Source organism: Streptomyces sp. 2114.4, from assembly GCF_900187385.1.
GTDB lineage: Bacteria > Actinomycetota > Actinomycetes > Streptomycetales > Streptomycetaceae > Streptomyces > Streptomyces mooreae.
Genome location: NZ_FYEY01000001.1, coordinates 3,589,019 through 3,612,013, shown reverse-complemented (window position 1 = coordinate 3,612,013; position 22,995 = coordinate 3,589,019). Strand labels below are relative to the sequence as shown.

Sequence of the window (22,995 nt, the reverse complement as noted above, 5' to 3'; positions counted from 1 at the left end):
GAGCCGGGTGAAGGTCTGGGAGGTGGCCCGGCGCCCGGGCCGACGGGGGCCCGGGCGGCAGCGGTGCGGTCAGCCCTTGGCCTTGGAGCCGGACTTGGGGTCGGCCTTGGAGTCGGTCTTGGTGACGGCGGTGACCGCCTCCTTGGCGGCGGCCTGCACCTGCTTGAGCAGGTCGGCGGTCTTGGGGGCGTCCGCACCCGCCAGGCCCGCGCCGTTGTAGTTGATCGACACGACGATGTTGGAGGCGCGGGCGACGAGGGTGGTGTTCTTGAAGTTGGTGCCGTCCCGCTTCACGTCGTAGGTGATCGCGGTGGCCTCGTCGCCGGTGCCGGAGGTCTGGACGGCCTCGAGCTTCTTGGCGCCCTTGGTGGCCTTCGCCTCGGATATCTGCTTGGTGTAGAAGTCCGTGGCGCGCTTTTCGCCGCTGCCGACGCCCGGGTCGGAGTCGTAGCGCTGCAGGTTGGTGTCCAGCCAGCGCCACTGGGTGCCGTCGACGCCCTTCTCGTCCGCGCTGGTCCAGGAGCAGGTGCCGTGGGAGGCGTTGTCCGTGGACTTGCCCCGGTCCCCGGAGGCGTTCTTCACCTTGGGCAGCATCTTCTTGATGCTGTCCTTGGAGAACAGCTCGCACGGGTTCGGCAGATTCTTGTACTTGGCGGGCGCGACGGTCGGCGAGGGCTTGGCCGCGCTCTTGGAGGCGGAGGAGGAGGCGTCACCGGAGCTGTCGCTGTCCGAGCCGGAGCAGCCGGCGACGAGCAGCACCGGTACTGCTGCGCAGGTGAGGAGGCTGGCGAGGCGCTTGGCTGAACGGTGCATGGTTCCTTCGCTGTTCGTCGTCGGGCCGGTCCGCCGGGTCGGCGGTCGGCGGGTGCGGCCGTGGTGGTGGCCGTGGGGCCCGCCCCGCCTCGCGTACGGGGCAGGGCTAGACGGCACGGTACGCGGCGCGGCGAGGTGGCTGACCGATTCATGTCGATGAGCGCAACACTTACATCGGGCGTTTCCGCCTCTTGTCCGGCGACTCGGGCAAGGGGCTCGATCCGGGCTATTCGCTGAGGCTGTCGGAGAGCTCGGTGGCCAGGGAACGGGCCTTGTCCTGCAGTTCCTGGCTGTCCGGCAACATCGACTTGTCCGTGGACCACTGGTCGTAAGTGAGCTGCACGATGACGTTCGACGTGCGAAAGACCACAGTGACATCGCGGTGCACGCCGGAGTCCGCTGTGACCAATTTGTCATTGAGGAACGCCGCGTCGCCGAGGTCGTCCAGGACGCGCGGGGCGGTGGAGCCGCTGGGGTCCGTGCTCGGATCCGTGCTGGGGTCCGCACTGGGGTCGGATGCCTGCGAGGGGCTGCCGGACGGGGCCTTGCCCGACTTCTGCGTGGCGCTACCGCCCGGGGTGCTCGCGCCTGCGGCGCTCCCGCCCGTGGCGTCCTTTTCCTTCGTGCTGTTGGTGACGGTTCCTTCGCCCTTGTCCTTGCCCTTGGGGGTGGACGACGGGGACGGGGCGGCGGGCGAGGGGGAGCCGGCGCCGCCGGACGGTATCTGCGCGGCCAGCTTCTTCTTGTCGTAGATCCCCTGCGCCTTGTCCTCATCGCTGGTGGCGGCGTCGTACGAGACCACGCGCTGGATGTCCAGGCCCAGGTGGCGGGTGCCCGCGGTGGTCTCGCGGGTCCAGCGGCAGCCGACCCGGCGGTCGGTGTCGTAGGTGATGTCGGCCACGCCGCCGTAGATCTTCCGGGCCTCGGCGTCCGACAGGTCCTGGCCGTCGCCGGGGAGCATGCTGCGGATGGCCTTGCGCGAGGGCAGGCCGCAGGCCTCCGGGAGGGTCTGGTAGCGGCCGGGCTCGGCGGCCTGGCTGGAGGAGGAGGCGTCGCCGCTCTTGGCGTCGGCGGCGCCGCCGTCAGGGCTGGAGTCGCCGCTGCAGCCGGTGAGGCCGGCGGCCAGCGCCGCGGCCACCACCAGTGCGGCACCGGGTACGAACGGTTTCCGTGGCATCGCTCGCGGCTCCTTCCCCTACGAAATGCGGTTGCCGCCGGTTGGCGGCCGATGGACACAATGTCTATCGCACGTCTTGCCGCAAACGCCGGTTCGCCGTCCAAGATCGGATAAATTGTCCGGCTTTTGCGTTTTTCATAAGTTCGGGGGAATGAGGAAGTTATGCCGTACGTCGAGGTGCCCGGCGCCCAGGTGCCGATCCGGATGTGGACGGATCCGGCCACGGTCGAGGGCGTCGCGATGCAGCAGCTGCGCAATGTCGCCACCCTGCCGTGGATCAAGGGCCTGGCCGTGATGCCGGATGTCCATTACGGCAAGGGCGCCACCGTCGGCTCGGTGATCGCCATGCACGGCGCGGTCTGCCCGGCGGCGGTCGGGGTGGACATCGGCTGCGGGATGAGCGCGGTGAAGACCTCGCTCACCGCCGATGATCTGCCCGGTGATCTCTCCCGGCTCCGTTCGAAGATCGAGCAGGCGATTCCGGTGGGGCGCGGGATGCACGACGATCCGGTCGACCCGGGACGGCTGCACGGCTACCCGACGGCGGGGTGGGGCGACTTCTGGTCGCGGTTCGACGGGGTGGCCGATGCGGTCAAGTTCCGTCAGGAACGCGCCACGAAGCAGATGGGTTCGCTGGGAAGCGGCAACCACTTCATCGAGTTCTGCCTCGACGACACCGGCGCGGTGTGGCTGATGCTGCACTCCGGCTCCCGGAACATCGGCAAGGAGCTCGCCGAGTTCCACATGGGACAGGCACAGAAACTGCCGCACAACCAGGGCCTGGTCGACCGCGATCTCGCCGTCTTCATCGCGGACACCCCGCCGATGGCGGCGTACCGCAACGACCTGTTCTGGGCGCAGGAGTACGCCAAGCACAACCGGGCCGTGATGATGGCGCTCTTCCAGGACGTCGTCCGCAAGGAGTTCAAGAAGGCCAAGCCGACCTTCGAGCCGGTGATCTCCTGCCACCACAACTATGTGGCGGAGGAGCGGTACGACGGCATGGATCTGCTGGTGACCCGTAAGGGCGCGATCCGGGCGGGCAGCGGCGAGTACGGCATCATTCCGGGCTCGATGGGCACCGGCTCGTACATCGTCAGGGGCCTGGGCAACGCCGCGTCCTTCAACTCCGCCTCCCACGGCGCCGGCCGCAAGATGAGCCGGAACGCCGCCAAGAAGCGGTTCTCCACCCAGGACCTGGAGGACCAGACGCGGGGCGTGGAGTGCCGTAAGGACTCCGGTGTGGTGGACGAGATCCCGGGCGCCTACAAGCCGATCGAGAAGGTCATCGACCAGCAGCGGGACCTGGTCGAGGTCGTCGCCAAGCTCAAGCAGGTCGTCTGCGTCAAGGGCTGAGCTCCAGCACTTCACCCGGTCCACGGGAACTGGGACCGGTCGGCGGGCGTCGTTCTCTACACACCCAGTAGCGGAGGGGGAGCTGACAGCGATGGGATGCCGAGAAACGTACGCGAACAGATATGTCTTACGCATCGTCGCTGTCGCCGGAGCGCTCATCGTCGCGGCAGGTTGCGCACGCGGAAGTTCGGGGGGATCTGGATCCGAACGGCCGGCGTCATCGTCCGGCTCCTCCCCAACGGTGGGTGAGGCGGTGGGTGGCGTGGGGTCCGGCGGGGCGCCGGGAGGCGCGTCAGGCGAAGAACCGTCCAGTGGTGGTGCGCAGGGGGATGACCCCACGAACGGTGGCACCGGCCATGGCGGACCCAGTTACGGCGGTGACCCGGTGCCGCCGGTCAAGATCCCGCCCAAGGGGCATGGCAGACCTCCTGCGGGTGGTGGCGTGGATCCGAGCGGTGGCACCGACGGAGGTGATGGGACCGTCGGGGGCGGCCGTGACGGAACGGGCGATGAGACCTGCCCGCCCGCCGACGGCTCGCAGTCACCGTCCGAGTCGGCCGAAGCGGCGGGCTCGGCGTCCCCGGAGGACACCCCTTCCCCGAGCGAGACCTGCCCGTCCCCGTCCGGCACATGAGCGACAACCCGGCGCCCCCGCCCTCCGCGCCACCCGCAGCGCCTTCCGCACCAGCCCGTGAGGAACGCACGGCGGCCGGCCTCCTCGGCATCGTCGTCGCCCAGGCATCCTTCGTCGTGGCCATCATGTACTTCCTGGGTGCGGTCTATATGACGGCCTACTACAGCTACTTCCGCCTGGACTCCTTCAGCCTCGGCCTCGGCTTCGCGGAGATGGCAATCCAGAGCCTGAGTGTCGTCACCGTCCCGACGGCGATCGTCTGCGTTCTCGCCGTTCTGGTAGCCCGCCACCTGGCTACGACCCCGCCCCCCACCACACAATCGGACACCGACGAGGATGGCCGGCAACGCCTCATACGCATGTTGGAGAGCGCCCTGCGAGCCGTCGCCCGGGCACACTTCTCCATTGTCGGATCTGGCCTGGCCCTCCTGCTTCTCTGGCCCTGGCTCGGTGGCTTCAGATGGACGGCACCACTCCTGTTGGGGGTTGGCGTACTCCTCGGCCAGAGCCCATGGGCCCAAAGTCGGGCCACTGACGGGGATGCCGCAGCCCCGTCCAGAACGTGGAGTCGGGCGGTACCGGTCTTCACGGCCGGCCTGCTGGTGATGTGGGGGCTCAGCCTGGCCACCGGCGCACTGGGCGAGCAGGAGGCCCGGCGGACCGCTGCCAATCTCATCCGCCACCCCGCCGTCGTCCTCCTGAGTACCGACCGCCTGAGCCTGTCCGGGCCCGGCCTGGAGGTGAAGGACCTGGGCGCCAAGGCCCACTACCGCTACCAATACACCGGCCTCCGCCGCCTCATTGAACGCAACGGCCGCTACTACCTGCTCCCTCTCGGCTGGACCTACCGAACCGGTCCCACCTACGTCATCCAGGACGGCGGCGACCTCCGCATTGAACTCTTCCCCGGTACCCAGGAAGAGTGCGGCGCCTGGTGCATGGAGGGATAGGCCCTGTCGTCAAACTCCCGCTTGGCACGCGCGCTCACCGCGCTGCATCCCGGGACCGAGTTTCGTCTGCCGGGACCGGGCCAGTAGCCGAACGGGCGCCGATGGGAACTCCATGTCGTCCGGCTCCGGCATCTGGCTGTGGCCGCCGTGGTCAACGTTCGCGCCAAGAAGCGGTTCTCCACCCAGGACATGGCGGACCAGACGCGGGGCGTGGAGTGCCGTAAGGACTCCGGTGTGGTGGACGAGATCCCGGGTGCCTGCAAGCCGATCGAGAAGGTCATCGACCAGCAGCGGGACCTGGTCGAGGTCGTCGCCAGGCTCAAGCAGGTCGTCTGCGTGAAGGGCTGAGCGCAGCAGTCCACGCGATCAGCAGGCCCCGGATGGGACAAGCCCCGGATGGGGCAGGCTCCGGATGGGGCAGGCTCCGGATGGGGCAGGCTCCGGATGGGATGCGGGCACTGTTGGCGGACCGCTCGGGCCTTCGTGGCGACGGCCGGTACGACTCCGTTGGGGTTGTGCCGGCCGTCGTCGTGATCGGGGTGGGTTCGTGCCGTTGTGTGGGGTGGGGAGGTCCCTCACCGGACCGCGGCACGGCAGTGCGCGGATCGCCCCTCGTGCACATCAGGTGGCACACGGCGCAGGTGTTCCGCGGTGAGGCGCGTACCGAAGCACGTCTGACTGCGCGCACGGGCCCCCAGGGCACTCGCCGTCCTGCGCCGTCGCCACCATGACCCTCAAACCGCCGGTGGAGTACGGAAGCCGGCGGACGTCCCGGGTCAGCGCCCCGGCGGCAGCGGAGCCAGCGGACGGGTGAGCGGGGCGGACCGCCCTTCGAGGGCCTTCGGCGCGGCCGGGTGCGCGAACCGCCGCGGCTCGGCGGGCACGTCGCGGTCGCACATCGCCTTCGCCTCGAAGGCCCAGGTCGCGGCGTCTATCGGGCCCGGCTTGATGTGGCCCGTCGCATCGAGCTGCTGGTACTTGGTCCGGTTGAGCCCGAACGTCATCTGGCGCTTGCCGTCGGGCGTCGAGTACGTCACCGTCTCGGCGCCCCACACGGAGCCGGTGTGTCCCCAGAAGCGCCCGCACACGGTGTCGATCGCCTCAATGCCGAGGCCGTAGCGCGACAGCAGATTGCCCTCTCCGTCCTTGGACTCGACGGTGGTCTGCATCTGGCGGAGTTCGGCGGGGGCGAGCAGTTCGCCGGTCAGCAGCGCCCGATAGAAGTCGTTCACGTCCTCCACCGTCGATACCAGCGCCCCGGCGGTACCGGCCCAGGACATGTCGTACGTGCTGTAGTCACGGGCCGGGTCGACCAGTCCGTAGAAGGATTCGTACATCTTGGAATGCGGCCCGGATATCCGTGCGGAGGCCGGGAAGTAGGTGTGCTTCAGCCCGGCCTTGCGGATGACCTCGCGGGTGATGTACCCCTGCGGATCCTCGCCGGTGACCTTCTGAAGCAGCATGCCCGCGATGACGTAATTGGTGTTCGAGTAAGACCACTTCTCGCCGGGCTCGCCCGTCGGCGCCGCCTGCAGGCCTAAGCGTGCGAGCTCCTCGGGGGCGAAGTGGCGGTAACGGTTGGCGTCGATGCTCTCGGTACTCCCCTTGAGGAGGGAGGGAAAGGCACCAGGGATGTAGTCGGCGATGCCGCTGGTGTGGTTGAGCAGCATCCGGACGGTGATCTTCCGACCGCGTTCACCGGGGATGAGGTCGGGCAGGTAACGGGCAAGAGGGGCGTCCAGATCGATCCGGCCCGCGCCGGCCTGTTGCAGCACGGCGACGGAGGTGAACGCCTTGGTGAGGCTGCCCACGCGCTGCTGCATCCGCGGCCCGACGGGGCGGTTGGTGGCGATGTCGGCGACACCGGCCGCACCCCGCCATTCGTCCCGGCCCTCCCGGACGGCCGCGTAGGCACCGTACATACCCGCTCTAGGTAGTGCTGCCAGCTTTTCGTCCAGTGCTTTGTGGTCGAGACGGCCCGGGTGGGCCGTCGTACCTGCGGTGGCATGGGCGCCGGGCGCGGGGGCCGTTGCGGCCTGGGCCGGTACCGCCGCTGCCACCAGTGAGAGCATCACGGCCGTGGTGGTGCCGGCGATTCGTACACGACGACGGCGGGCCGGGTAGGGCAGGGACATGTCTTCTCCCGTCACAACTTCCTGCTAATGCGGCCGATCACGCATGTGATCTTGGTCGCGTCGATTCTCTCGACCGGCCGTCGTCTCCGGAGTCCCCCCGCAGAACGAGCTGTCTCATCAACACTGATGACATTTGTCAGGCACCTACGAGCCCGAAGTGTGCATGCCTGAAGCGCAGTTGGCGGAACTGTGACTACCGGAACTGTGGCTGCCGAAGGGGCGGCGCACTCGCCTTATCGGAAAGCATCGCTTATGCGTCTTTCTTCGGAACTGAAAGCCGCGGGAGCAAGAAGCGAGGTGCGGCGGTAAGGGCCGACGCATGTTCCAAGATCCGGAACCGATATGAAATCGCAGGTTTGAAAGAGGTTTCGGGTATCCGCGCGAGGCAAGCAAGGAGGTCATGAGCAATCCCCATGACCCCATACCCGCACACGACACCTACCAGCCCTATGGCCATAACGGGGGCGCCTATGGGCGTAACCAGGATGGCACCGGGGCAAACCGGGCAGCATTGATCATTCATACACTCGCGGACATCGCGGCAGGATTTCTGGGCCTCTGGATCCTGCTGTACCTGCTCGAGGCAAACCAGGGAAACGTCTTCGTCGGCTTCGTGCACGGTATGGCCGACTTCCTCGCCGGCTGGTCTCAGGACATCTTCACCATGAAGCTCGAAGGCCTGCGGGTTTTCCTCAATTACGGCCTGCCTGCCGTGATTTACCTTCTGCTCGGTCATGGGATCGCTGCGCGGGTACGCCGCCTCTGACCGCAATCCGACCGGAGTTCACAGGCGTGGCCGGGCCGCCGGCGCCCGCTCGCCGTCCCGGATACCGGGGCTCGGCCACGCCCACCACGCACCGGACGCCTCTCGCCGCCACCCGGATCAGCCACTGGTGGCCAGTCATTCATGCCGCCGGTCCGCGGTCGCCTTGGCCTGCTCGTCGGCGGCGGGCGGTCACTCGTCCGGCACGGGCGGGGCGGTGCGGCACGGCCCACCCTGCGCATTCTCTTCGCAGAATGGGCACGTACTCGCTGCCGCCTCCCGTTTCACAGAGGGTGTGCGTGCTCCGGGGGTTGATATGTCCTTCGCGCGGCACTGCCAGTACCTCTCGACAATCCCTGGTCGGCGAAAAGTACGTGAAGGAGTCGTCACCATCCCGTCGGAAATTCCGCCGGCCGACACCGTGCGATACCGGACCGTCTGCAGAAATGACGGACGGGTCGGGGTAGTCGGGCAGCCGTGGACGTGGTTTGATCTCGCATCAATCGGAAGTTGCACATCCGCTTCCGGGTATCAGGGGTCGTAAAACCGGCAGGAGCAGCGTGCCGCCGGGCCGGCCGATACCGCTCATTGATCACCGCGAACCACCAAGGGAAGGGCCAGCCATGCGTAAGGACTCCATGCCCCAGAACGAGGCTCACGAGATCGCCGACAGCGAACTGGACAACGTCTCCGGCGGAATTCTCGGAGCCGAAAACCTGGTGGGCGGCGGAGAATCCGCCCTGCCCACCCTGCCTGCGCTGCCTGCTCTGGGCGGCTCGGTCTCCGGCGGCGTGAGCGGTCAGCTCGGCCCCGTCTCGGGCCATGCAGGGTTTTCCGGCGGCGCCGGCATCTGACGCCACATTCACCCGGTGAACCCTGGTCCACAGCACTCGCCCTGCCGGTCCATCCGCATGCCGGTGGGGTGATCACGGGCCGGGCGGGCCGGGCGGTCTCCAGGGATCGTCGCAATGGTCGAGGTCGTCGCCAGGCTCCAGCAGGTGGTGTGTGAAGAGCCGGGCGGCTGAGGGACGGAGCGGGCTGAGTGGCCTGTGAGGGCTCAGTCCCGGGGCGGTCCGGCGCAGTGTGCGCCGGGCCGCTCTTCGTATGCCGCCGGGCCGCCCGTGTCTGCGTGGGGTGTGTCTGACGTGGCGCCTGCCCCGGGTGGGGCACGTGTCTGACGTGGCGCCTGCCCCGGGTGGGGCACGTGTCTGACGTGGGGCAGGCCGGCGTGTCTCAGGTGGTGCGGTGGACCTTGGAGTTGGAGGCCTGGGCGCGGGGGCGGACCACCAGCAGGTCGATGTTGACGTGGGCGGGGCGGGTGATCGCCCAGGTGATGGTGTCGGCGACATCGTCCGCGTTCAGCGGCTGGTCGACGCCCTCGTAGACCTTGGCCGCCTTGGCGCTGTCGCCACGGAAGCGGGTGGTGGCGAACTCGTCGGTCTTGACCATGCCCGGGGCGACCTCGATGACGCGCACCGGCTCGCCGCACAGCTCCAGGCGGAGGGTTTCGGCGATGACATGGGCGCCGTGCTTGGCGGCGACATAACCGCCGCCGCCCTCGTAGGTGCCATGGCCGGCGGTGGAGGAGAGCACGACGACGGTGCCCTCGCCGGAGGCGGTGAGGGCGGGCAGCAGCGCCTGGGTCATGTGGAGCACGCCCAGCACATTGACCTCGTACATCGCGCGCCAGTCGGCGGGGTCGCCGGTGGCGACCGGCTCCGCGCCGTAGGCCCCGCCGGCGTTGTTGACCAGGACGTCGACGGAGGGGTAGCGGCCGAGGTCGGCCGCGAAGGCGTCGACGGCGGCGCGGTCGGTGACATCGAGGGCGTAGGCCTCGGCGTCCGGCAGCTCGGCGGCGAGCGCTTCGATGCGGTCCTTGCGGCGGGCGGTGAGCACCACGCGGTAGCCGGCAGCGGCCAGGGCCCGCGCGGTGGCGGCGCCGATGCCGCTGCTCGCTCCGGTGACGACGGCGGTACGGACCTCGGCGGTCATGGCACTCTCCTCGGGGTGATGGGGTCCCCCTGCTGCACAAGGGCTCGGGGGGAGGGCGTCTGCGGCCAGGATATGCAGGGGCCCCGTGGCCTCAGCGGCCCCTGGGGGCGTACATGATCACTGCCATTCCGGCCAGGCAGATCAGTGCGCCGGTCACATCCCAGCGGTCGGGTCGGTAGCCGTCGGCGATCGCGCCCCACGCCAGCGATCCGGCGACGAAGACACCGCCGTACGCGGCGAGGATCCGGCCGAACGCGGCGTCCGGCTGGAACGTGGCCACCCAGCCGTACGCCCCGAGCGCGATCACTCCGGCGCCGATCCAGACCCAGCCCTTGTGTTCGCGGACGCCCTGCCAGACCAGCCAGGCGCCGCCGATTTCGAAGAGGGCGGCGACGACGAAGAGGGCGGCGGAGCGGACGAACAGCATGCGTGAAGCCTACGGAACGAGGGGCCTGCTCCGGCCGGGCGGGCTCCGGGTGGGGTTCGACGGGGCGGGCGGGGGGTCATTCAGGGCCGGGCGGGGGTTCTCAGGGTCGGGCAGGAGGCCTCCAGTGCCGGGCGGGGGTTCGTCGGGGTCGGTCAGGGGGGCTTCGGGGTGCGGTGAGCGGCGGCTGTCGGTGGGGTGTGAGAGCTTCGGGGCATGCTGATCGAACGGGCTTACGTGGACGTTCCCGAGGGGGAGGGGACGGCCGGGGACGGCTGGCCCTGGACGGTGCCGTGTGTGCGCCAGCTGGCCGACGAGGGGCTGGCCTTCCGCGCTCCGGTCACTTTTCTGGTGGGGGAGAACGGTTCGGGCAAGTCGACGCTGGCCGAGGCGCTGGCGGAAGGCTTCGGACTGGATTCGTACGGCGGCTCGGCGGGCTACAAGTACGCGAGTTCGCGGGAGGCGTCGCTGCTCGGCGGTCTGATGCGGTTCGATCCGACGCGGGAGGGGCGCCGGATGGTGCGCGGACCGCGGGTCCGCCGGCGGGGGTTCTTCCTACGGGCCGAGACGGCGCTGGAGGCGCTGAACGGGGAGCGGAGGTCGAGCCGGCTGTCCCGGTCCCCGGAGGAGATGAGCCACGGGGAGGGCTTCTTGATGGCCTTCCGCGAGCGGTTCTCGCAGCAGGGCCTGTATGTGATGGACGAGCCCGAGGCGGCCCTGTCCTTCTCCTCCTGTCTGGAGCTGGTCGGGCTGATGGACGAGTTGGGGAGCGGTGGCGCGCAGATCGTCTGCGCCACGCACTCGCCGCTGCTGACGGCGCTGCCCGGCGCGGCGATCGTGGAGGTCGGCGAGCACGGGATGCGGAGCGTGGAGTGGGCGGAGCTGGGGCTGGTCGACCACTGGCGGCGCTATCTCAACAATCCCCGGGCGTATCTGCGGCATGTGCTGGAGGGGTGAGGGAGGCGGGCCGGCCGGTGCCTATGGAGTCGCCGTCCTCGGGCGCGGCGCCGGTCCAGTGGAGGAGGGCGGAGCGTAGCGCCGCGGCGCGTGCGGCGGGGGCCGTGGCGTCGGTGGCCCAGGCGATATAGCCGTCGGGGCGGACGAGCAGCGCCGTGCGGCGGCCGCTGCGCCAGGAGGCGGTGATGACACGGCCGGCGGCGGGCCGGGGGGAGTCCTCCTTGGACGGGGGAGTGTGGGGGATGCCGGGCTCGTCGGCGGGGGTGAGGAGGACGAACGTCCCCTGGCGGAGGAGGGCGTAGAGGCGGCTGCCGTCAGCCAGGTGGATGTCGGGGGCGCGCCGGCCGGCGAGGGGGTGGGCGCCGGGCCCGGCCGGGTAGGCGATGCCGATGCCGGAGACGAGGCGGATCGCGTGGCCGGACAGCGGCCGCAGGTGGTTGACGAGCCGGGCCGCCAGCGTGCGGACAGCGCGTCCGGGGGCGGTGTGCAGCAGGGCGAGCCGGATGAGGGCGCCGCTGCTGCGCAGCACCTGCCTGCCCACCGGGTGGCGCTCGGTCTGATAGCTGTCCAGCAGGCTGTCGGGGGAGTGGCCCCGGAGCACGGCGGCGAGCTTCCAGCTGAGGTTGGCGGCGTCCTGGAGGCCGGTGTTCATGCCCTGGCCGCCGGCGGGGGAGTGGACATGCGCGGCGTCGCCGGCGAGGAACACGCGGCCCACGCGGTAGCGGGGCACCTGGCGCTCGTCACTGTGGAAGCGAGAGACCCAGCGGACTTCGGGGACATCGTCATCACTGCCGAGGGCGAGCCGGGTGAACTCGTGGACCTCGTCGAGACCGACGGGCGCGTCGTCGTCGGCCTGGCGGTGGCGGTTCCAGCCGATGACGCGGTACCAGCCGTCGCCGAACGAGCCGACCAGGGCGAAGGCGTCGTCGTTGGCGGCGACGGTGAAGGGGGACGAGGGCTCCCGGCTCAGCCGGACGTCGGCGAGCACCAGGGAGCGGATCACGGACTTGCCGGGGAACGGCAGGCCGAGGGCTTCGCGGACGGTGCTGCGGACGCCATCGGTGCCGACGGCGTAGGCGGCGCGGATGCTGCCGAGGCCGTCGGCGGTACGGAAGCGCATGGTCACGCCGTCGGCGTCCTGATCGAGGCCGAGCACTTCGGAGTCGTAGCGGAAGACGACCCCGGCCCGGCGGGCCCGCCGCTCCAGCAGCCGCTCCACCTCGAACTGCGGGGTGATCAGCACGAACGGGAAGCGGGAGCGGAGCCGGGTCGCATCGAAGGTGGCGTCCCCGAACAGGCGGATGGCGGGGACCCGGTGGCCGCCGGCGACCAGCTCGTCGGCGAGGTCCCGGGCGTCCAGTTGCTCAAGGGTGCGGGCATGGACCGCCAGGGCTCGGGTGAGATTGCTGATCGTGGCGGGACGGCGCTCCAGGAGCGTGACACCCAGGCCCGCCTCGGCGAGGTCCCCGGCGAGCAGCAGGCCGGTCGGGCCCGCGCCTACGACGATGACGTCCGTATCGCGGGGCGTCCGATCGCGGGCCTTCCGGCCGTGGTACGTCCGGTCGTGTGCGGTCCGTGCCTCGTTCGTCCTGGGGGAGGCGTGGCCGTGGCCGTCATGGCGGTCGTGGCCGTCGTGACCGGGCTTCTGGTTCCTGGCATCCATGGCTTCCGCCTCCTGCGCCTGTGCCTATGCCTATGCCTTCGTCTATTCCTGTGCCTGTTTCTGCTTCTGCGCCGTGCCTGTGCGGGTGTCTGTGCCTGTTGATGTCTGTGCCGGCTGATGCCTATGCCTGCAGCCATGCCAACGCATGTTGGTCAACGCTTGTTGGCAAGCGTAAGGCGAGCGGATCTGGTGTGTCAACAGGTGTTGGCCTACAGTTGTTGACATGGCCGAACACGCTCCCTTCGCCGCCGATGCCACGCCCGCCGCGCCCGTCACGCCTGCAGCCCCTGCAGCGCCCGACGGCCCGGCGGACCCCGCCCGCCCCCGCCGCTCCGCCGCGACGCGCGCCGCGATCCTGGCCGCCGCCCGGGACCGCTTCGCCGCGGACGGCTATGAGCGCGCCACCATCCGCTCCATCGCCCGGGACGCGGACATCGACCCGTCGATGGTGATGCGCTACTACGGCAACAAGGCCGGTCTTTTCGCGGCCGCCTCCGAGATCGAGGTGCACGCCCCGGACCTCACCCACGTACCGCGCGACGAGGCCGGCGCCCGGCTCGTGCGCCACTTCCTGGAGCGCTGGGAGTGCGATGAGACGCTGACCGGCATGATGCGCGTCGGCGTCACCAACGAGGCGGGCGCGCAGCGGATGCGAGGCGTGTTCGCCGAACAGATCAAGCCGGTCCTGGCCGCGGTCTGCCCGGTGCCCGACGAGGCGCCGACCCGTGCCGCGCTGATCGCCTCCCAGATACTCGGCATGGCGCTGTGCCGCTATGTGCTGCACATCCCGCCGGCCGTGAACCTCAGCCACGACGAGCTCGTCGCCTGGCTGGCCCCCACCGTCCAGCGCTATCTGACGGCCGAACAGCCCTGATGCTCCAAGGGCTATGACGTCCGACAGCCCTGAACGCCGAACAGCTCTGGTGGCCCCGGCGGTGGTCAAAGTCAGCGGGCGTAGGCGGTGGGAGAGACGCCGACGGTGGCGCTGATGTCGCGGATCAGATGCGCCTGATCGCTGTAGCCCAGTTCGGCGGCGAGCGCGGCCCAGTCGACCTCCGCGTCGGACGCGGCGCGCTCCAGGGCCTCGTGCACCCGGTAGCGCAGCAGTACCCACTTGGGGCTGACCCCGACGTATCCGGCGAACAGCCGCTGCAGGGCCCGTACGGACATGCCCTCGGCCTGCGCGAAGTCCGCGACCCGGCGGATCGTGCGGTCCGTGCGGATCCGATCGGCCAGTCCCATGGCGAGGTCGGTCTGAGCGAGGATCCGGGGCCCGGCCCGCACGCGGGGGATCAGAAACGCGTCGAGCGCGGCTACCCGCGCGTCCTCGTCGTCCGGCTCCAGCACGGCGGCCGCGGCGACGGGAGCCGCGGTGTCAGGGGCAGCGGTGTCGGCGGCCGCGGTACCGGAGGCCCCGAACACCGTTGCCAGCGGCAACCGGCGGTCCGTCCAGTCCGTGGCGGGCCGCTCCGGGGTGAACGGCCGGAACCCGCCGGGCCGGAACTGCACCCCGCACACCCGCCCGCGCCCCGTCAGCTTCTGCGCGAACAGCTCCAGCCCGACGCCCGCGACCTCACCGAAACCGGGCCGGTCGGCGTACCGCTGGAAGACGAGGTTCACGCAGGGGTGCGGAACGACATGCGTGGCATACGGCTCGGACAGATCCCAGTCGATCAGCCAGTAGTGCTCGACATAGGGGCGCAGCGGCGCGGCGGGGGTGCGGCGGCGGAACTGCACCCGCGTGAAGAGTCCGGGGGCGTCGACGATGCCCCGGGTATCGCGCCGTGGAGCGGCCATGCCTGGATTTTAGGGGGTGCCGGAACGGGCTGCCGGGTGCCCGGTCGTGCGGGCTGTCGCATTTTTTCAAGCCGCCCCCGGCCGCGGCCCGTAGCGTCATCGCCATGACCGACATGCAAGACATTCCGGATGAAACACCCGCGAAGGAAACAGGACCGACCCCCGCGGCCTCACCAGCCCCTGCGCCCCCACCGGCCCCTGCGCCCTCACCGATCAGTGCGCTGCTCGAAGCGGCGGCCCATGCGGCGCTCCCCGTACTGCGCGGGGTACGCGACGACCAGCTGGCACTGCCCACACCGTGCGCCGAGTACGACCTGCGGGCGCTGCTCAACCACCTCTTCCACGTGGTCGTCGCCTTTCAGACGCTGGCCGCCAAGAAGGACGTCGATTTCAGCACCACCCCCGACCGGCTCGGCGAATACGGCGCGCGGTGGCCCGACCGGTTCGCGGACGAGACGGCGCGGCTGGTCGAGGCGTGGGCGGCGCCGGGCGCGGAGGACGGCCTGACCGGCGGCATGAACCTGCCGGCACGGACCGTCGGCGCGATGGTGCTGCTGGATCTGACGGTGCACGCCTGGGACGCGGCGCGGGCGACCGGCCTGCCGTACGCGCCGGCCGCCGGGTGCGTGGCCGAGCTGCGGACGCTGGTCGCACGGATGGCCCCGACGGCCCGGAAGATGAACGTCTTCGGCGACCCGTTCCCCGTCCCGTCCGGCGCCTCCGCGCTCGACGTGCTGCTGGCGGAGACCGGCCGCGACCCGTATTGGACGGCCGGCTGACGGGCCGTCGGCCGCCGGGCAACCCCTCTGGCCGGCCAACGCCGCCGCCCGTGCTCGGCCACCTGGCTCGAATGGGACCGCACCGGATGGCCCTCGCCCCTAGCCTGGTCCACGACCCGGCAGCCGGCAGCCGACAGACCGAGGGGAGGCAGCCGCGGATGGACGAGCAGCGGACGGGTGAGCAGAGCACGGACGAGCAGCCGCTGCCCTCTGACCGGCTCCCCGAGGCGCTGATCCATTTCTACGGGCTGGCGCCGCTGCCCCGTGAAGGCGGGCGGTTCCGGCGTACCTGGGCGGGCCCCGAGCGTGCCGACGGACGGCCCGAGGGCTCGGCGATCGTGATGCTGCTGACCGCCGAGCCGGGCGATTTCTCCGCCCTGCACCGGCTGCCCACCGACGAGATCTGGCACTTCTACCGAGGTGATCCGCTCGCCCTGTTCCTGCTCCCGGAAGACGGCGGTGCCCGTACGGTCATCCTCGGACCGGACGTGCTCGGCGGGCAGCACGTCCAGTTCACGGTGCCGGCCGGTACGTGGATGGCCGCCGAGGTCGCCGACGGCGGCTCCTGGACGCTCTTCGGCTGCACGATGGCGCCGGGTTTCACCTTCGAGGACTACGAGCACGGGGACGCCGCCGAACTGGCCGCGCGCTTCCCCCGGGAGGCAGCGCGGATCGCCGCCCTGAGCCGACCGTGACCGAACGGTCCACGACGGACCCGACCGTGACCGAACTGTCCACGCCCACGGCGGACCCGCCCATGACGGACCCGCCCATGACGGACCCGCCCATGACGGACCCGCCCACGGCGGACCCGCCCACGGCGGACCCGCCCATGACCGATCCGAAAGCGAGGGGCCGACCATGACCGAGACCGCACCCGACGCCGCCGGCCGCTCCCCTCACCCCAGCGACTCCCCGCTCCCCAGCCACTCCCCTCACCCCGGCCTCCCCGACCTCCGCGGTCAGGTGGCTCTCGTCACCGGCGCCGCCGGCGGCCTCGGCCGCGGTATCGCGCTGCGGTTCGCCGCCGCCGGGGCCGCCGTCGTGGCGCATTACCGTACGGGCGCCGAGGCGGCGCGGGACCTGGTCGAGCGGATCGAGTCGGAGGGCGGGAGCGCGCTGGCGCTGGCCGCCGATCTGGCCGTCGAGGAGGAGTGCCACCGCCTGGTGACCGAGGCGGCCGCCTGGCGCGGGCGGCTGACCGCGCTGGTGAACAACGCGGGGGTGCAGCCGACGCAGGAGCTGGCGGGGATGTCGCTCGCCGACTGGCGAGCGGTGGCGGACGTGAACGTGCACAGCGTCTTCGCCTGCACCCAGGCCGCGGCGGCCGTGATGCGGGCGGGCGCCGGAGGGTCGGTGACCCATATCGCCTCCATCGAGGCGGACCGGCCGGCGCCGCGGCATGCCCACTACTGCGCGTCGAAGGCGGCGGTGGTGATGCATGCGCGCACGGCGGCCCTGGAGTACGGGGCGTACGGCATCCGCGTCAACAGCGTCTCGCCCGGCCTGATCGACCGGCCCGGCCTGGAAGGGGACTGGCCGGAGGGGGTGCGTCGCTGGCAGGCGGCGGCACCTGCCGGGCGGTTGGGCACGCCGCAGGACGTGGGCGATGCCTGCGTCTTCCTCGCCTCGCCGATGGCGTCCTGGATCACCGGGCACGATCTGGTCGTGGACGGCGGTGTGTCGGCCCGCCCCACGTGGTGAGAGGGGCCCGGCACGGCGGCCCCGGCCGGGCACCGCGCCCCGCCCGGGGCCGAACCTTACGGCCAGACCAGGCAGTACGCCTGGTGCCCCGCCTCGTGCAGCCGGTGGCTGAAGTCCTGCCACTCGTGCAGCAGCTGGTAGACGGTGAAGGCGTCGCGCGGGCCGCCGCGGTCGGGGACGGTGGACCAGATGAAGGCGGCCGCGCCGACCGACTCCTCGCCGACGCCTCGCAGCGGGTCGACCACGGTCATCGGAAGCTTGACGACGGCGTAGTCGGGGTGGAGGACGACCAGTTCGAGCGGCGGAACCTTATGGAGCGGTATGCCCTCTATACCGGTGAGGACCATGGCGGCCATCGTCTCCGGCTTGATCTTGCTGAACATGCCGCCCATGCCGAGCTCGTCACCGCCGAGCTCTTCGGGGCGCATGGAGACGGGGACACGGGCCGCCGTCGCGCCGTTGGGCGCGCCGAAGTACCTGTACGTCACCCCCATGCGGCCGCCTCTGATCTCCCCGCCCGTGGTCTCGCTCGTGATGTCCTCGCGCGTGGTCTCGCCCGTGGTGTCCTCGCGCCGGTGACGGCCGCGCTGGGCGCGCTCGGGACCCCGGTCATTGGTTCCCTCGCCCAGTTCGCCACCGCGATGCATATCTCCACCCGACCACTCGCAGCCCCAGCCGCGCAACCCGATCATCGTCTCAGAGACCTCCCCCGTCACCGGCGCGTGAAACGCCCGGCCACGCGCCCCCGTGCGCCTCTGAGACCATTGCTTGCGTGACTTACTCGTACGTCGGCCCAGTTTCGCAGACGAGTGGGGGCTGACGCCCGGTCGAAAGCGAGAGGAATCAAAAAAGGAGCGAGGGTGAACCGAGCGGCGCCCGCAGGCGTATCGCGAGGCAGATTCCCGCCTCCCTAGTCAGCAGGGCCGCGCCCGAGCGCCGCCCACCCGCCGTTTATGCAGGTCAGGATCACAGTGTCTTTTCCGTATGAAGCCCCTGTTTCGCAGTCGCTCTTCGACCGTGCGTCCGCCGTGACGCCGGGCGGCGTCAACTCTCCGGTGCGGGCGTTCCGCGCCGTGGGCGGTACGCCCCGTTTCATGGTGTCCGGTACCGGTCCGTACCTCACCGACGCCGATGGCCGTGAGTATGTCGACCTGGTGTGCTCCTGGGGGCCGATGATCCTCGGCCACGCGCACCCCGAGGTGATCGCCGCGGTCCAGGAGGCGGTCGCCCGCGGTACGTCCTTCGGCACGCCCGGCGCGGGCGAGGTCGAGCTGGCCGAGGAGATCGTGGCCCGGATCGAGCCGGTCGAGCAGGTGCGGCTGGTCTCCAGCGGCACCGAGGCGACGATGTCGGCGATCCGGCTGGCGCGCGGGTTCACCGGCCGGCCGAAGGTGATCAAGTTCGCGGGCTGCTACCACGGGCACGTGGACGCGCTGCTGGCCGCGGCCGGTTCGGGCGTGGCGACCCTCGGACTGCCCGACACGCCGGGGGTGACGGGGGCGCAGGCCGGCGACACGATCGTGCTGCCGTACAACGACCTCGAAGCGGTGCGGGCTGCGTTCGCCGCGCACCCGGGCGAGATCGCCTGTGTGATCACGGAGGCGGCGCCGGGCAACATGGGCGTGGTGCCGCCGCTGCCGGGCTTCAACCAGGGCCTGAAGGACCTGTGCGCCGGCAACGGGGCGCTCTACATCTCCGACGAGGTGATGACCGGCTTCCGCGTCAGCAAGGCCGGTTGGTACGGCATTGACGGTGTACGTCCGGATCTGATGACGTTCGGCAAGGTCATGGGCGGCGGCTTCCCGGCCGCGGCCTTCGGCGGCCGTACGGACGTCATGGCGCACCTCGCGCCGGCCGGCCCGGTCTACCAGGCGGGCACCCTGTCCGGGAACCCGATCGCCACCGCCGCGGGTGTCGCGCAGCTGCGGCGGCTGGACGACGCCGCGTACGAGAAGGTCGACGCGGTCTCCGCTCAGGTGCGGGGCCTGGTCACCGCCGCGCTGGCGAAGGAGGGCGTGGCGCACCGGGTCCAGACCGCGGGGAACATGTTCACGGTCTTCTTCACGGATGCCGAGGTGACCGACTACGACGCCGCCAAGGCGCAGGAGTCGTTCCGCTTCACCGCCTTCTTCCACTCGATGCTGGCGCAGGGCGTCTACCTCCCGCCGTCCGCCTTCGAGTCGTGGTTCGTCTCGACCGCGCACGACACGGCGGCCGTCGAGCGCATCGCCGCCGCCCTGCCGGCCGCCGCACGGGCCGCGGCCGCGGCGACGGCCTGAGGAACCTCCGGCGCACGGGCCGGCGACTGCTTGCCGACGACTGAATGAATGGGTGACATGAGCAGCGAAGACATCACCGTGGTGCATCTGATGCGGCACGGCGAGGTGCACAACCCCGACGGCGTGCTCTACGGGCGCCGGCCCGGCTACCACCTCTCCGAGCTGGGTCGGAAGATGGCCGACCGGGTGGCGGAGCACCTTGCGGGGCGGGACATCACGCATGTCGTCGCCTCGCCGCTGGAGCGTGCGCAGGAGACCGCGACGCCGATCGCCGGGGCGCACGGCCTGGAGCTGGCCACCGACGAGCGGCTGATCGAGGCGGCCAACGTCTTCGAGGGGAAGACCTTCGGGGTCGGTGACGGTGCGCTGAAGAAGCCGGGAAACTGGAAGTACCTGACGAATCCGTTCCGGCCCTCCTGGGGCGAGCCGTACCTCGAGCAGGTCGTGCGGATGATGGCGGCGCTGGGCGCGGCACGGGACGCGGCGCGCGGGCACGAGGCGGTGGCGGTCAGCCATCAGCTGCCGATCTGGATCGTGCGCAGCTTCGCGGAGCGGCGGCGGCTGTGGCACGACCCGCGGAAGCGGCAGTGCACGCTGGCCTCGCTGACGTCGTTCACCTTTCACGGCGACAAGATCGTTTCGGTGGGGTACAGCGAGCCCGCGCGCGACCTGGTTCCCTCCCATCTTCTGGCCGGCGCCAAACCGGTCAAGGGAAAGGCCAAGGCTTTTGGTGCCTGACGGCGCATCACTTGGCGGAATGTCACCTGCAGGCGAAATGACCTGTCCAGGCGAATAACTCGTCACCCCGACGCTCGACATGCCCTCCTCTCCGTTGTCCGTTTATATGGATATCGAGTTCGGCGAGCACGGATGGGGACGAGGGTATGCGCGCGATCAGCCGGCGAAAGCTGCTGGGCATGGGAGTCGGTGCAGCCGCTGCGCTGGGCATCGCCGGCTGCTCGTCGACGGACTCGGACGGCGCGGGGGCGGACAGGCAGCGGGTCAAAGGGTCGGTCCAGGCGCGGGCGAAACTCATCGGTGACGGTTCGACAGCATATTCCGGCGTGCAGCCCCATCAGCCCAAGACGCCGGAACGGCTCGAGCCCGGTCAGACCCCGCCGCAGTTCGTGGTCTTTTCCTGGGACGGGGCCGGAGAGGTCGGCAACGGCCTCTTCCCCCGTTTCCTCCAGCTCGCCAGGGACCACGGCGCGGCAATGACCTTCTTCCTCTCCGGCCTGTATCTCCTGCCCGAATCCCAGAAGCACCTCTACGCCCCGCCGAACAACGAGCAGGGCGCCTCCGACATCCCCTACCTCAGCGACGTCCACATCAAGGAGACGCTGAAGTACGTGCGCGAGGCCTGGCTGGACGGCCACGAGGTCGGCACCCACTTCAACGGGCACTTCTGCGGCAACGCCCCGACCTCGGTCAAGCACTGGACACCCCGGCAGTGGCAGTCCGAAATCGACCAGGCGATGGACTTCGTCACACAGTGGCGCACGAACACCGGCTTCACCGACCTCGACCCGCTGCCCTTCGACTACCGCAAGGAATTGGTCGGCGGCCGCACCCCCTGCCTGCTGGGCCAGAAAAACCTGCTGCCCACCGCCCAGGAACTCGGCTGGCGGTACGACGCCAGCTCGCCCGGCGGAATGCAGATGTGGCCGAGGAAGAAGCGGGGCCTGTGGGACTTCCCGCTCCAGCTGATTCCGTTCCCGGGGCACAGTTCCCAGGTGCTCTCGATGGACTACAACATGCTCTTCAATCAGTCGAAGAACTCCACGCAGGCCCCGCCGGCCAACTATCCGGGCTGGCGGCAGCAGGCCACCGACGCATACATTTCCGGATTCCGCCGGGCCTACGAGACCAATCGCGCGCCGTTCTTCATCGGCAACCACTTCGAAGAGTGGAATGGCGGCATCTATATGGATGCCGTCGAGGAAGCCCTCAAGCACATTGCCAATGAGCAGAACAAAGATGTCCGTCTGGTGTCGTTCCGGCAGTTCACCGACTGGCTCGACGCACAGGACCCGCAGGTGGTGAGCAGGCTCCAGGAGCTGCCCGTGGGAGCGCGGCCGGACGGCGGCTGGAAGTCGTATTTGTCGGCGGTCTGACGGATACCGCCGGGGGCGGCGGGCGGTCGGAGGGGGGCGCGGAAGATCCGGAATGGGCCCATGCGAAACTTTTCACATGAGTGCTTGCCGCGCCCCACGCCGCCTCACGAGCCGCCGCCGCATCGCCCTGCTCGCCGCAGGGGCGGCGGCCGCGTCGCTGACGCTCAGCGCCTGCGGCGACGGCGCCTCCGGCGGCTCCTCCCAGACCCGGTTCGTCCAGGGCAAGAACGGCATCGACACCGTCACGAAGGACGAGCGGCAGCCGGCCCCCGATCTTTCGGGTGAGACCACCACCGGCAAGAAGCTGGACATCGCCGACTACAAGGGCAAGGTCGTCATCCTCAACGTCTGGGGATCATGGTGCGGGCCCTGCATCGCCGAGGCGCCGAACTTCGCCAAGGTCGCGAACGAGACCAAGGACAAGGGCGTCCAGTTCGTCGGGATCAACACCCGCGACTCCGAGAAGTCGCAGGCCACCAGCTTCGAGGAAGAGCACAAGGTGCCCTACCCGAGCCTGTTCGACCCCACCGGCCGGCTGATGCTGCGCTTCCCCAAGGGCAGCCTCAACCCGCAGTCCATCCCCTCCACGATCGCCGTCGACCGGCACGGCAAGATCGCCGCCCGCTCGATCGGCCCGGTCACCGAGGGCGACCTCCGCAAGATGATCACCCCGCTGATCGCCGAGAAGTGATCACGTGATCGCGCTCGCCGCCGCCGCGGAAAACCAGACCGTCCTCAACGGGACCCTGCTCGCCGCCGTCCCCCTCGCACTCGTCGCCGGACTCGTCTCCTTCTTCTCGCCCTGCGTCCTGCCCCTGGTGCCGGGCTATATGTCGTACGTCACCGGCGTCACCGGCACCGACCTCGGCGAGGCCCGGCGCGGCCGGATGCTGGCCGGCGCCGCGCTCTTCGTCCTCGGCTTCACCGCCGTCTTCGTCTCCGGCGGCGCGCTCTTCGGGTTCGCCGGCCAGACCCTGCAGCAGTACAAGGACGTCGTCTCGCGGGTCCTCGGCGTGCTGATGATCCTGCTCGGGCTGGCGTTCGCCGGTGTCCTCAAACGCTTCGGACAGCGCGAGGTGCGCTTCCACATGAAGCCCGCGATGGGACTGGCCGGCGCGCCGGTGCTCGGGGTGCTCTTCGGCGTCGGCTGGACGCCGTGCCTCGGCCCCACCTTCGCCGCCGTCAGCGCCCTCGCGTACTCCGGCGCCAGCGCCGGCCGCGGCGCCCTGCTCACCGTGGCGTACTGCCTCGGCCTGGGCGTGCCGTTCATCGTCGTCGCGCTGGCCTTCCGCCGGGCACTCGGCGCCTTCGGCTGGGTCAAGCGGCACTATCTGTGGGTGATGCGGATCGGCGGCGGAATGATGGTCGCCCTCGGCATCCTCCTCGTCACCGGCATCTGGGACAGCCTGATGTCCGAGCTCCAGAGCTGGACGCAAAGCTCCACCGTTGGGATCTGAT

22 protein-coding genes and 1 pseudogene are annotated in these 22,995 nt (G+C 70.2%); 15 read left to right on the top strand and 8 right to left on the bottom strand.

The features are described from left to right. Positions 1-69: 69 nt before the first annotated feature. Positions 70-813: a DUF3558 family protein gene (locus CFW40_RS15770; protein WP_088798508.1), complete on the bottom strand. Its 744-nt coding sequence runs from the start codon at positions 811-813 to the stop codon at positions 70-72. Positions 814-1,039: 226 nt separating this feature from the next. Next, positions 1,040-1,990, bottom strand: coding sequence for a hypothetical protein (locus tag CFW40_RS15765; protein WP_088798507.1), 951 nt, complete (start codon positions 1,988-1,990; stop codon positions 1,040-1,042). 162 nt (positions 1,991-2,152) lie between these two features. Between CFW40_RS15765 and CFW40_RS15760 the strand changes: the two genes are divergently transcribed. The 3 genes and pseudogenes from CFW40_RS15760 to CFW40_RS15750 form a co-directional block, all read left to right on the top strand. Continuing rightward, complete coding sequence (locus tag CFW40_RS15760) at positions 2,153-3,346, top strand: RtcB family protein (protein WP_088798506.1); 1,194 nt, start codon at positions 2,153-2,155, stop codon at positions 3,344-3,346. A 630-nt stretch (positions 3,347-3,976) separates the two neighbouring features. Beyond that, the gene (locus CFW40_RS15755; protein WP_256331452.1) at positions 3,977-4,930 is read left to right on the top strand and encodes a hypothetical protein; all 954 of its coding nucleotides are present in this window, start codon (positions 3,977-3,979) and stop codon (positions 4,928-4,930) included. Positions 4,931-5,064: 134 nt separating this feature from the next. Further along, positions 5,065-5,278: pseudogene (locus CFW40_RS15750) on the top strand (RtcB family protein); the annotation flags it as partial. 428 nt (positions 5,279-5,706) lie between these two features. Here the strand turns inward: CFW40_RS15750 and CFW40_RS15745 are convergent. After that, positions 5,707-7,065 (bottom strand): serine hydrolase, encoded by a 1,359-nt coding sequence (locus tag CFW40_RS15745; RefSeq protein WP_218136800.1) that lies wholly within the window; start codon positions 7,063-7,065, stop codon positions 5,707-5,709. Positions 7,066-7,465: 400 nt separating this feature from the next. Here CFW40_RS15745 and CFW40_RS15740 point away from each other — a divergent pair, with 400 nt between their 5' ends. Together CFW40_RS15740 and CFW40_RS15735 are read left to right on the top strand one after the other, a co-directional pair. Further along, positions 7,466-7,831, top strand: coding sequence for a hypothetical protein (locus tag CFW40_RS15740; protein WP_256331453.1), 366 nt, complete (start codon positions 7,466-7,468; stop codon positions 7,829-7,831). Between the two features lie 620 nt (positions 7,832-8,451). Continuing rightward, positions 8,452-8,682, top strand: a complete 231-nt coding sequence (locus tag CFW40_RS15735; protein ID WP_088798504.1) for a type A2 lantipeptide — start codon at positions 8,452-8,454, stop codon at positions 8,680-8,682. 379 nt (positions 8,683-9,061) lie between these two features. Here CFW40_RS15735 and CFW40_RS15730 read toward each other — a convergent pair whose 3' ends face one another. Next, complete coding sequence (locus CFW40_RS15730; protein WP_088798503.1) at positions 9,062-9,820, bottom strand: SDR family oxidoreductase; 759 nt, start codon at positions 9,818-9,820, stop codon at positions 9,062-9,064. 91 nt (positions 9,821-9,911) lie between these two features. Continuing rightward, positions 9,912-10,247: a YnfA family protein gene (locus CFW40_RS15725; RefSeq protein ID WP_088798502.1), complete on the bottom strand. Its 336-nt coding sequence runs from the start codon at positions 10,245-10,247 to the stop codon at positions 9,912-9,914. Between the two features lie 213 nt (positions 10,248-10,460). On the opposite strand from CFW40_RS15725, the gene CFW40_RS15720 reads away from it, so the two are divergent. Then, positions 10,461-11,201 (top strand): AAA family ATPase, encoded by a 741-nt coding sequence (locus CFW40_RS15720; RefSeq protein ID WP_088798501.1) that lies wholly within the window; start codon positions 10,461-10,463, stop codon positions 11,199-11,201. On the opposite strand, the gene CFW40_RS15715 is transcribed toward CFW40_RS15720, so the two are convergent. Then, positions 11,158-12,864 (bottom strand): FAD-dependent monooxygenase, encoded by a 1,707-nt coding sequence (locus tag CFW40_RS15715; RefSeq protein ID WP_088798500.1) that lies wholly within the window; start codon positions 12,862-12,864, stop codon positions 11,158-11,160. The two genes, CFW40_RS15720 and CFW40_RS15715, sit on opposite strands and share 44 nt — an antisense overlap. 223 nt (positions 12,865-13,087) lie before the next feature. Here CFW40_RS15715 and CFW40_RS15710 point away from each other — a divergent pair, with 223 nt between their 5' ends. Then, positions 13,088-13,738, top strand: coding sequence for a TetR family transcriptional regulator (locus CFW40_RS15710; RefSeq protein ID WP_256331454.1), 651 nt, complete (start codon positions 13,088-13,090; stop codon positions 13,736-13,738). Between the two features lie 71 nt (positions 13,739-13,809). Here the strand turns inward: CFW40_RS15710 and CFW40_RS15705 are convergent, their stop codons facing one another. Further along, positions 13,810-14,661 carry a helix-turn-helix domain-containing protein gene (locus tag CFW40_RS15705; RefSeq protein ID WP_088798499.1) on the bottom strand — a complete coding sequence of 284 codons (852 nt, stop codon included), beginning with the start codon at positions 14,659-14,661 and terminating at the stop codon, positions 13,810-13,812. Between the two features lie 104 nt (positions 14,662-14,765). Here CFW40_RS15705 and CFW40_RS15700 point away from each other — a divergent pair, with 104 nt between their 5' ends. From CFW40_RS15700 to CFW40_RS15690, 3 genes are all read left to right on the top strand, one after another. Then, the gene (locus CFW40_RS15700) at positions 14,766-15,440 is read left to right on the top strand and encodes a TIGR03086 family metal-binding protein (RefSeq protein WP_088798498.1); all 675 of its coding nucleotides are present in this window, start codon (positions 14,766-14,768) and stop codon (positions 15,438-15,440) included. A gap of 158 nt (positions 15,441-15,598) precedes the next feature. Next, on the top strand, positions 15,599-16,135 hold the full coding sequence (locus CFW40_RS15695; protein WP_256331455.1) for a cupin domain-containing protein: 537 nt from the start codon (positions 15,599-15,601) through the stop codon (positions 16,133-16,135). A 166-nt stretch (positions 16,136-16,301) separates the two neighbouring features. Beyond that, entirely contained in the window at positions 16,302-17,144 is an 843-nt protein-coding gene (locus tag CFW40_RS15690; RefSeq protein ID WP_088798497.1) for an SDR family NAD(P)-dependent oxidoreductase, read from the top strand. A 56-nt stretch (positions 17,145-17,200) separates the two neighbouring features. On the opposite strand, the gene CFW40_RS15685 is transcribed toward CFW40_RS15690, so the two are convergent. Continuing rightward, positions 17,201-17,791: a hypothetical protein gene (locus CFW40_RS15685; protein ID WP_088798496.1), complete on the bottom strand. Its 591-nt coding sequence runs from the start codon at positions 17,789-17,791 to the stop codon at positions 17,201-17,203. A gap of 306 nt (positions 17,792-18,097) precedes the next feature. On the opposite strand from CFW40_RS15685, the gene hemL reads away from it, so the two are divergent. The 5 genes from hemL to CFW40_RS15660 all read left to right on the top strand — a co-directional run bounded on the left by hemL (position 18,098) and on the right by CFW40_RS15660 (position 22,994). Beyond that, positions 18,098-19,423 carry a glutamate-1-semialdehyde 2,1-aminomutase gene (gene hemL / locus CFW40_RS15680; protein WP_088798495.1) on the top strand — a complete coding sequence of 442 codons (1,326 nt, stop codon included), beginning with the start codon at positions 18,098-18,100 and terminating at the stop codon, positions 19,421-19,423. A gap of 57 nt (positions 19,424-19,480) precedes the next feature. Beyond that, positions 19,481-20,161, top strand: a complete 681-nt coding sequence (locus tag CFW40_RS15675) for a histidine phosphatase family protein (protein WP_088798494.1) — start codon at positions 19,481-19,483, stop codon at positions 20,159-20,161. 146 nt (positions 20,162-20,307) lie between these two features. Further along, complete coding sequence (locus tag CFW40_RS15670; RefSeq protein ID WP_088798493.1) at positions 20,308-21,537, top strand: hypothetical protein; 1,230 nt, start codon at positions 20,308-20,310, stop codon at positions 21,535-21,537. A 76-nt stretch (positions 21,538-21,613) separates the two neighbouring features. After that, a complete protein-coding gene (locus CFW40_RS15665; protein ID WP_088798492.1) occupies positions 21,614-22,228 on the top strand; it encodes a TlpA disulfide reductase family protein in 615 nt (204 codons plus the stop codon). 4 nt (positions 22,229-22,232) lie between these two features. Beyond that, positions 22,233-22,994 (top strand): cytochrome c biogenesis CcdA family protein, encoded by a 762-nt coding sequence (locus tag CFW40_RS15660; RefSeq protein ID WP_088798491.1) that lies wholly within the window; start codon positions 22,233-22,235, stop codon positions 22,992-22,994. Position 22,995 lies beyond the last annotated feature (1 nt).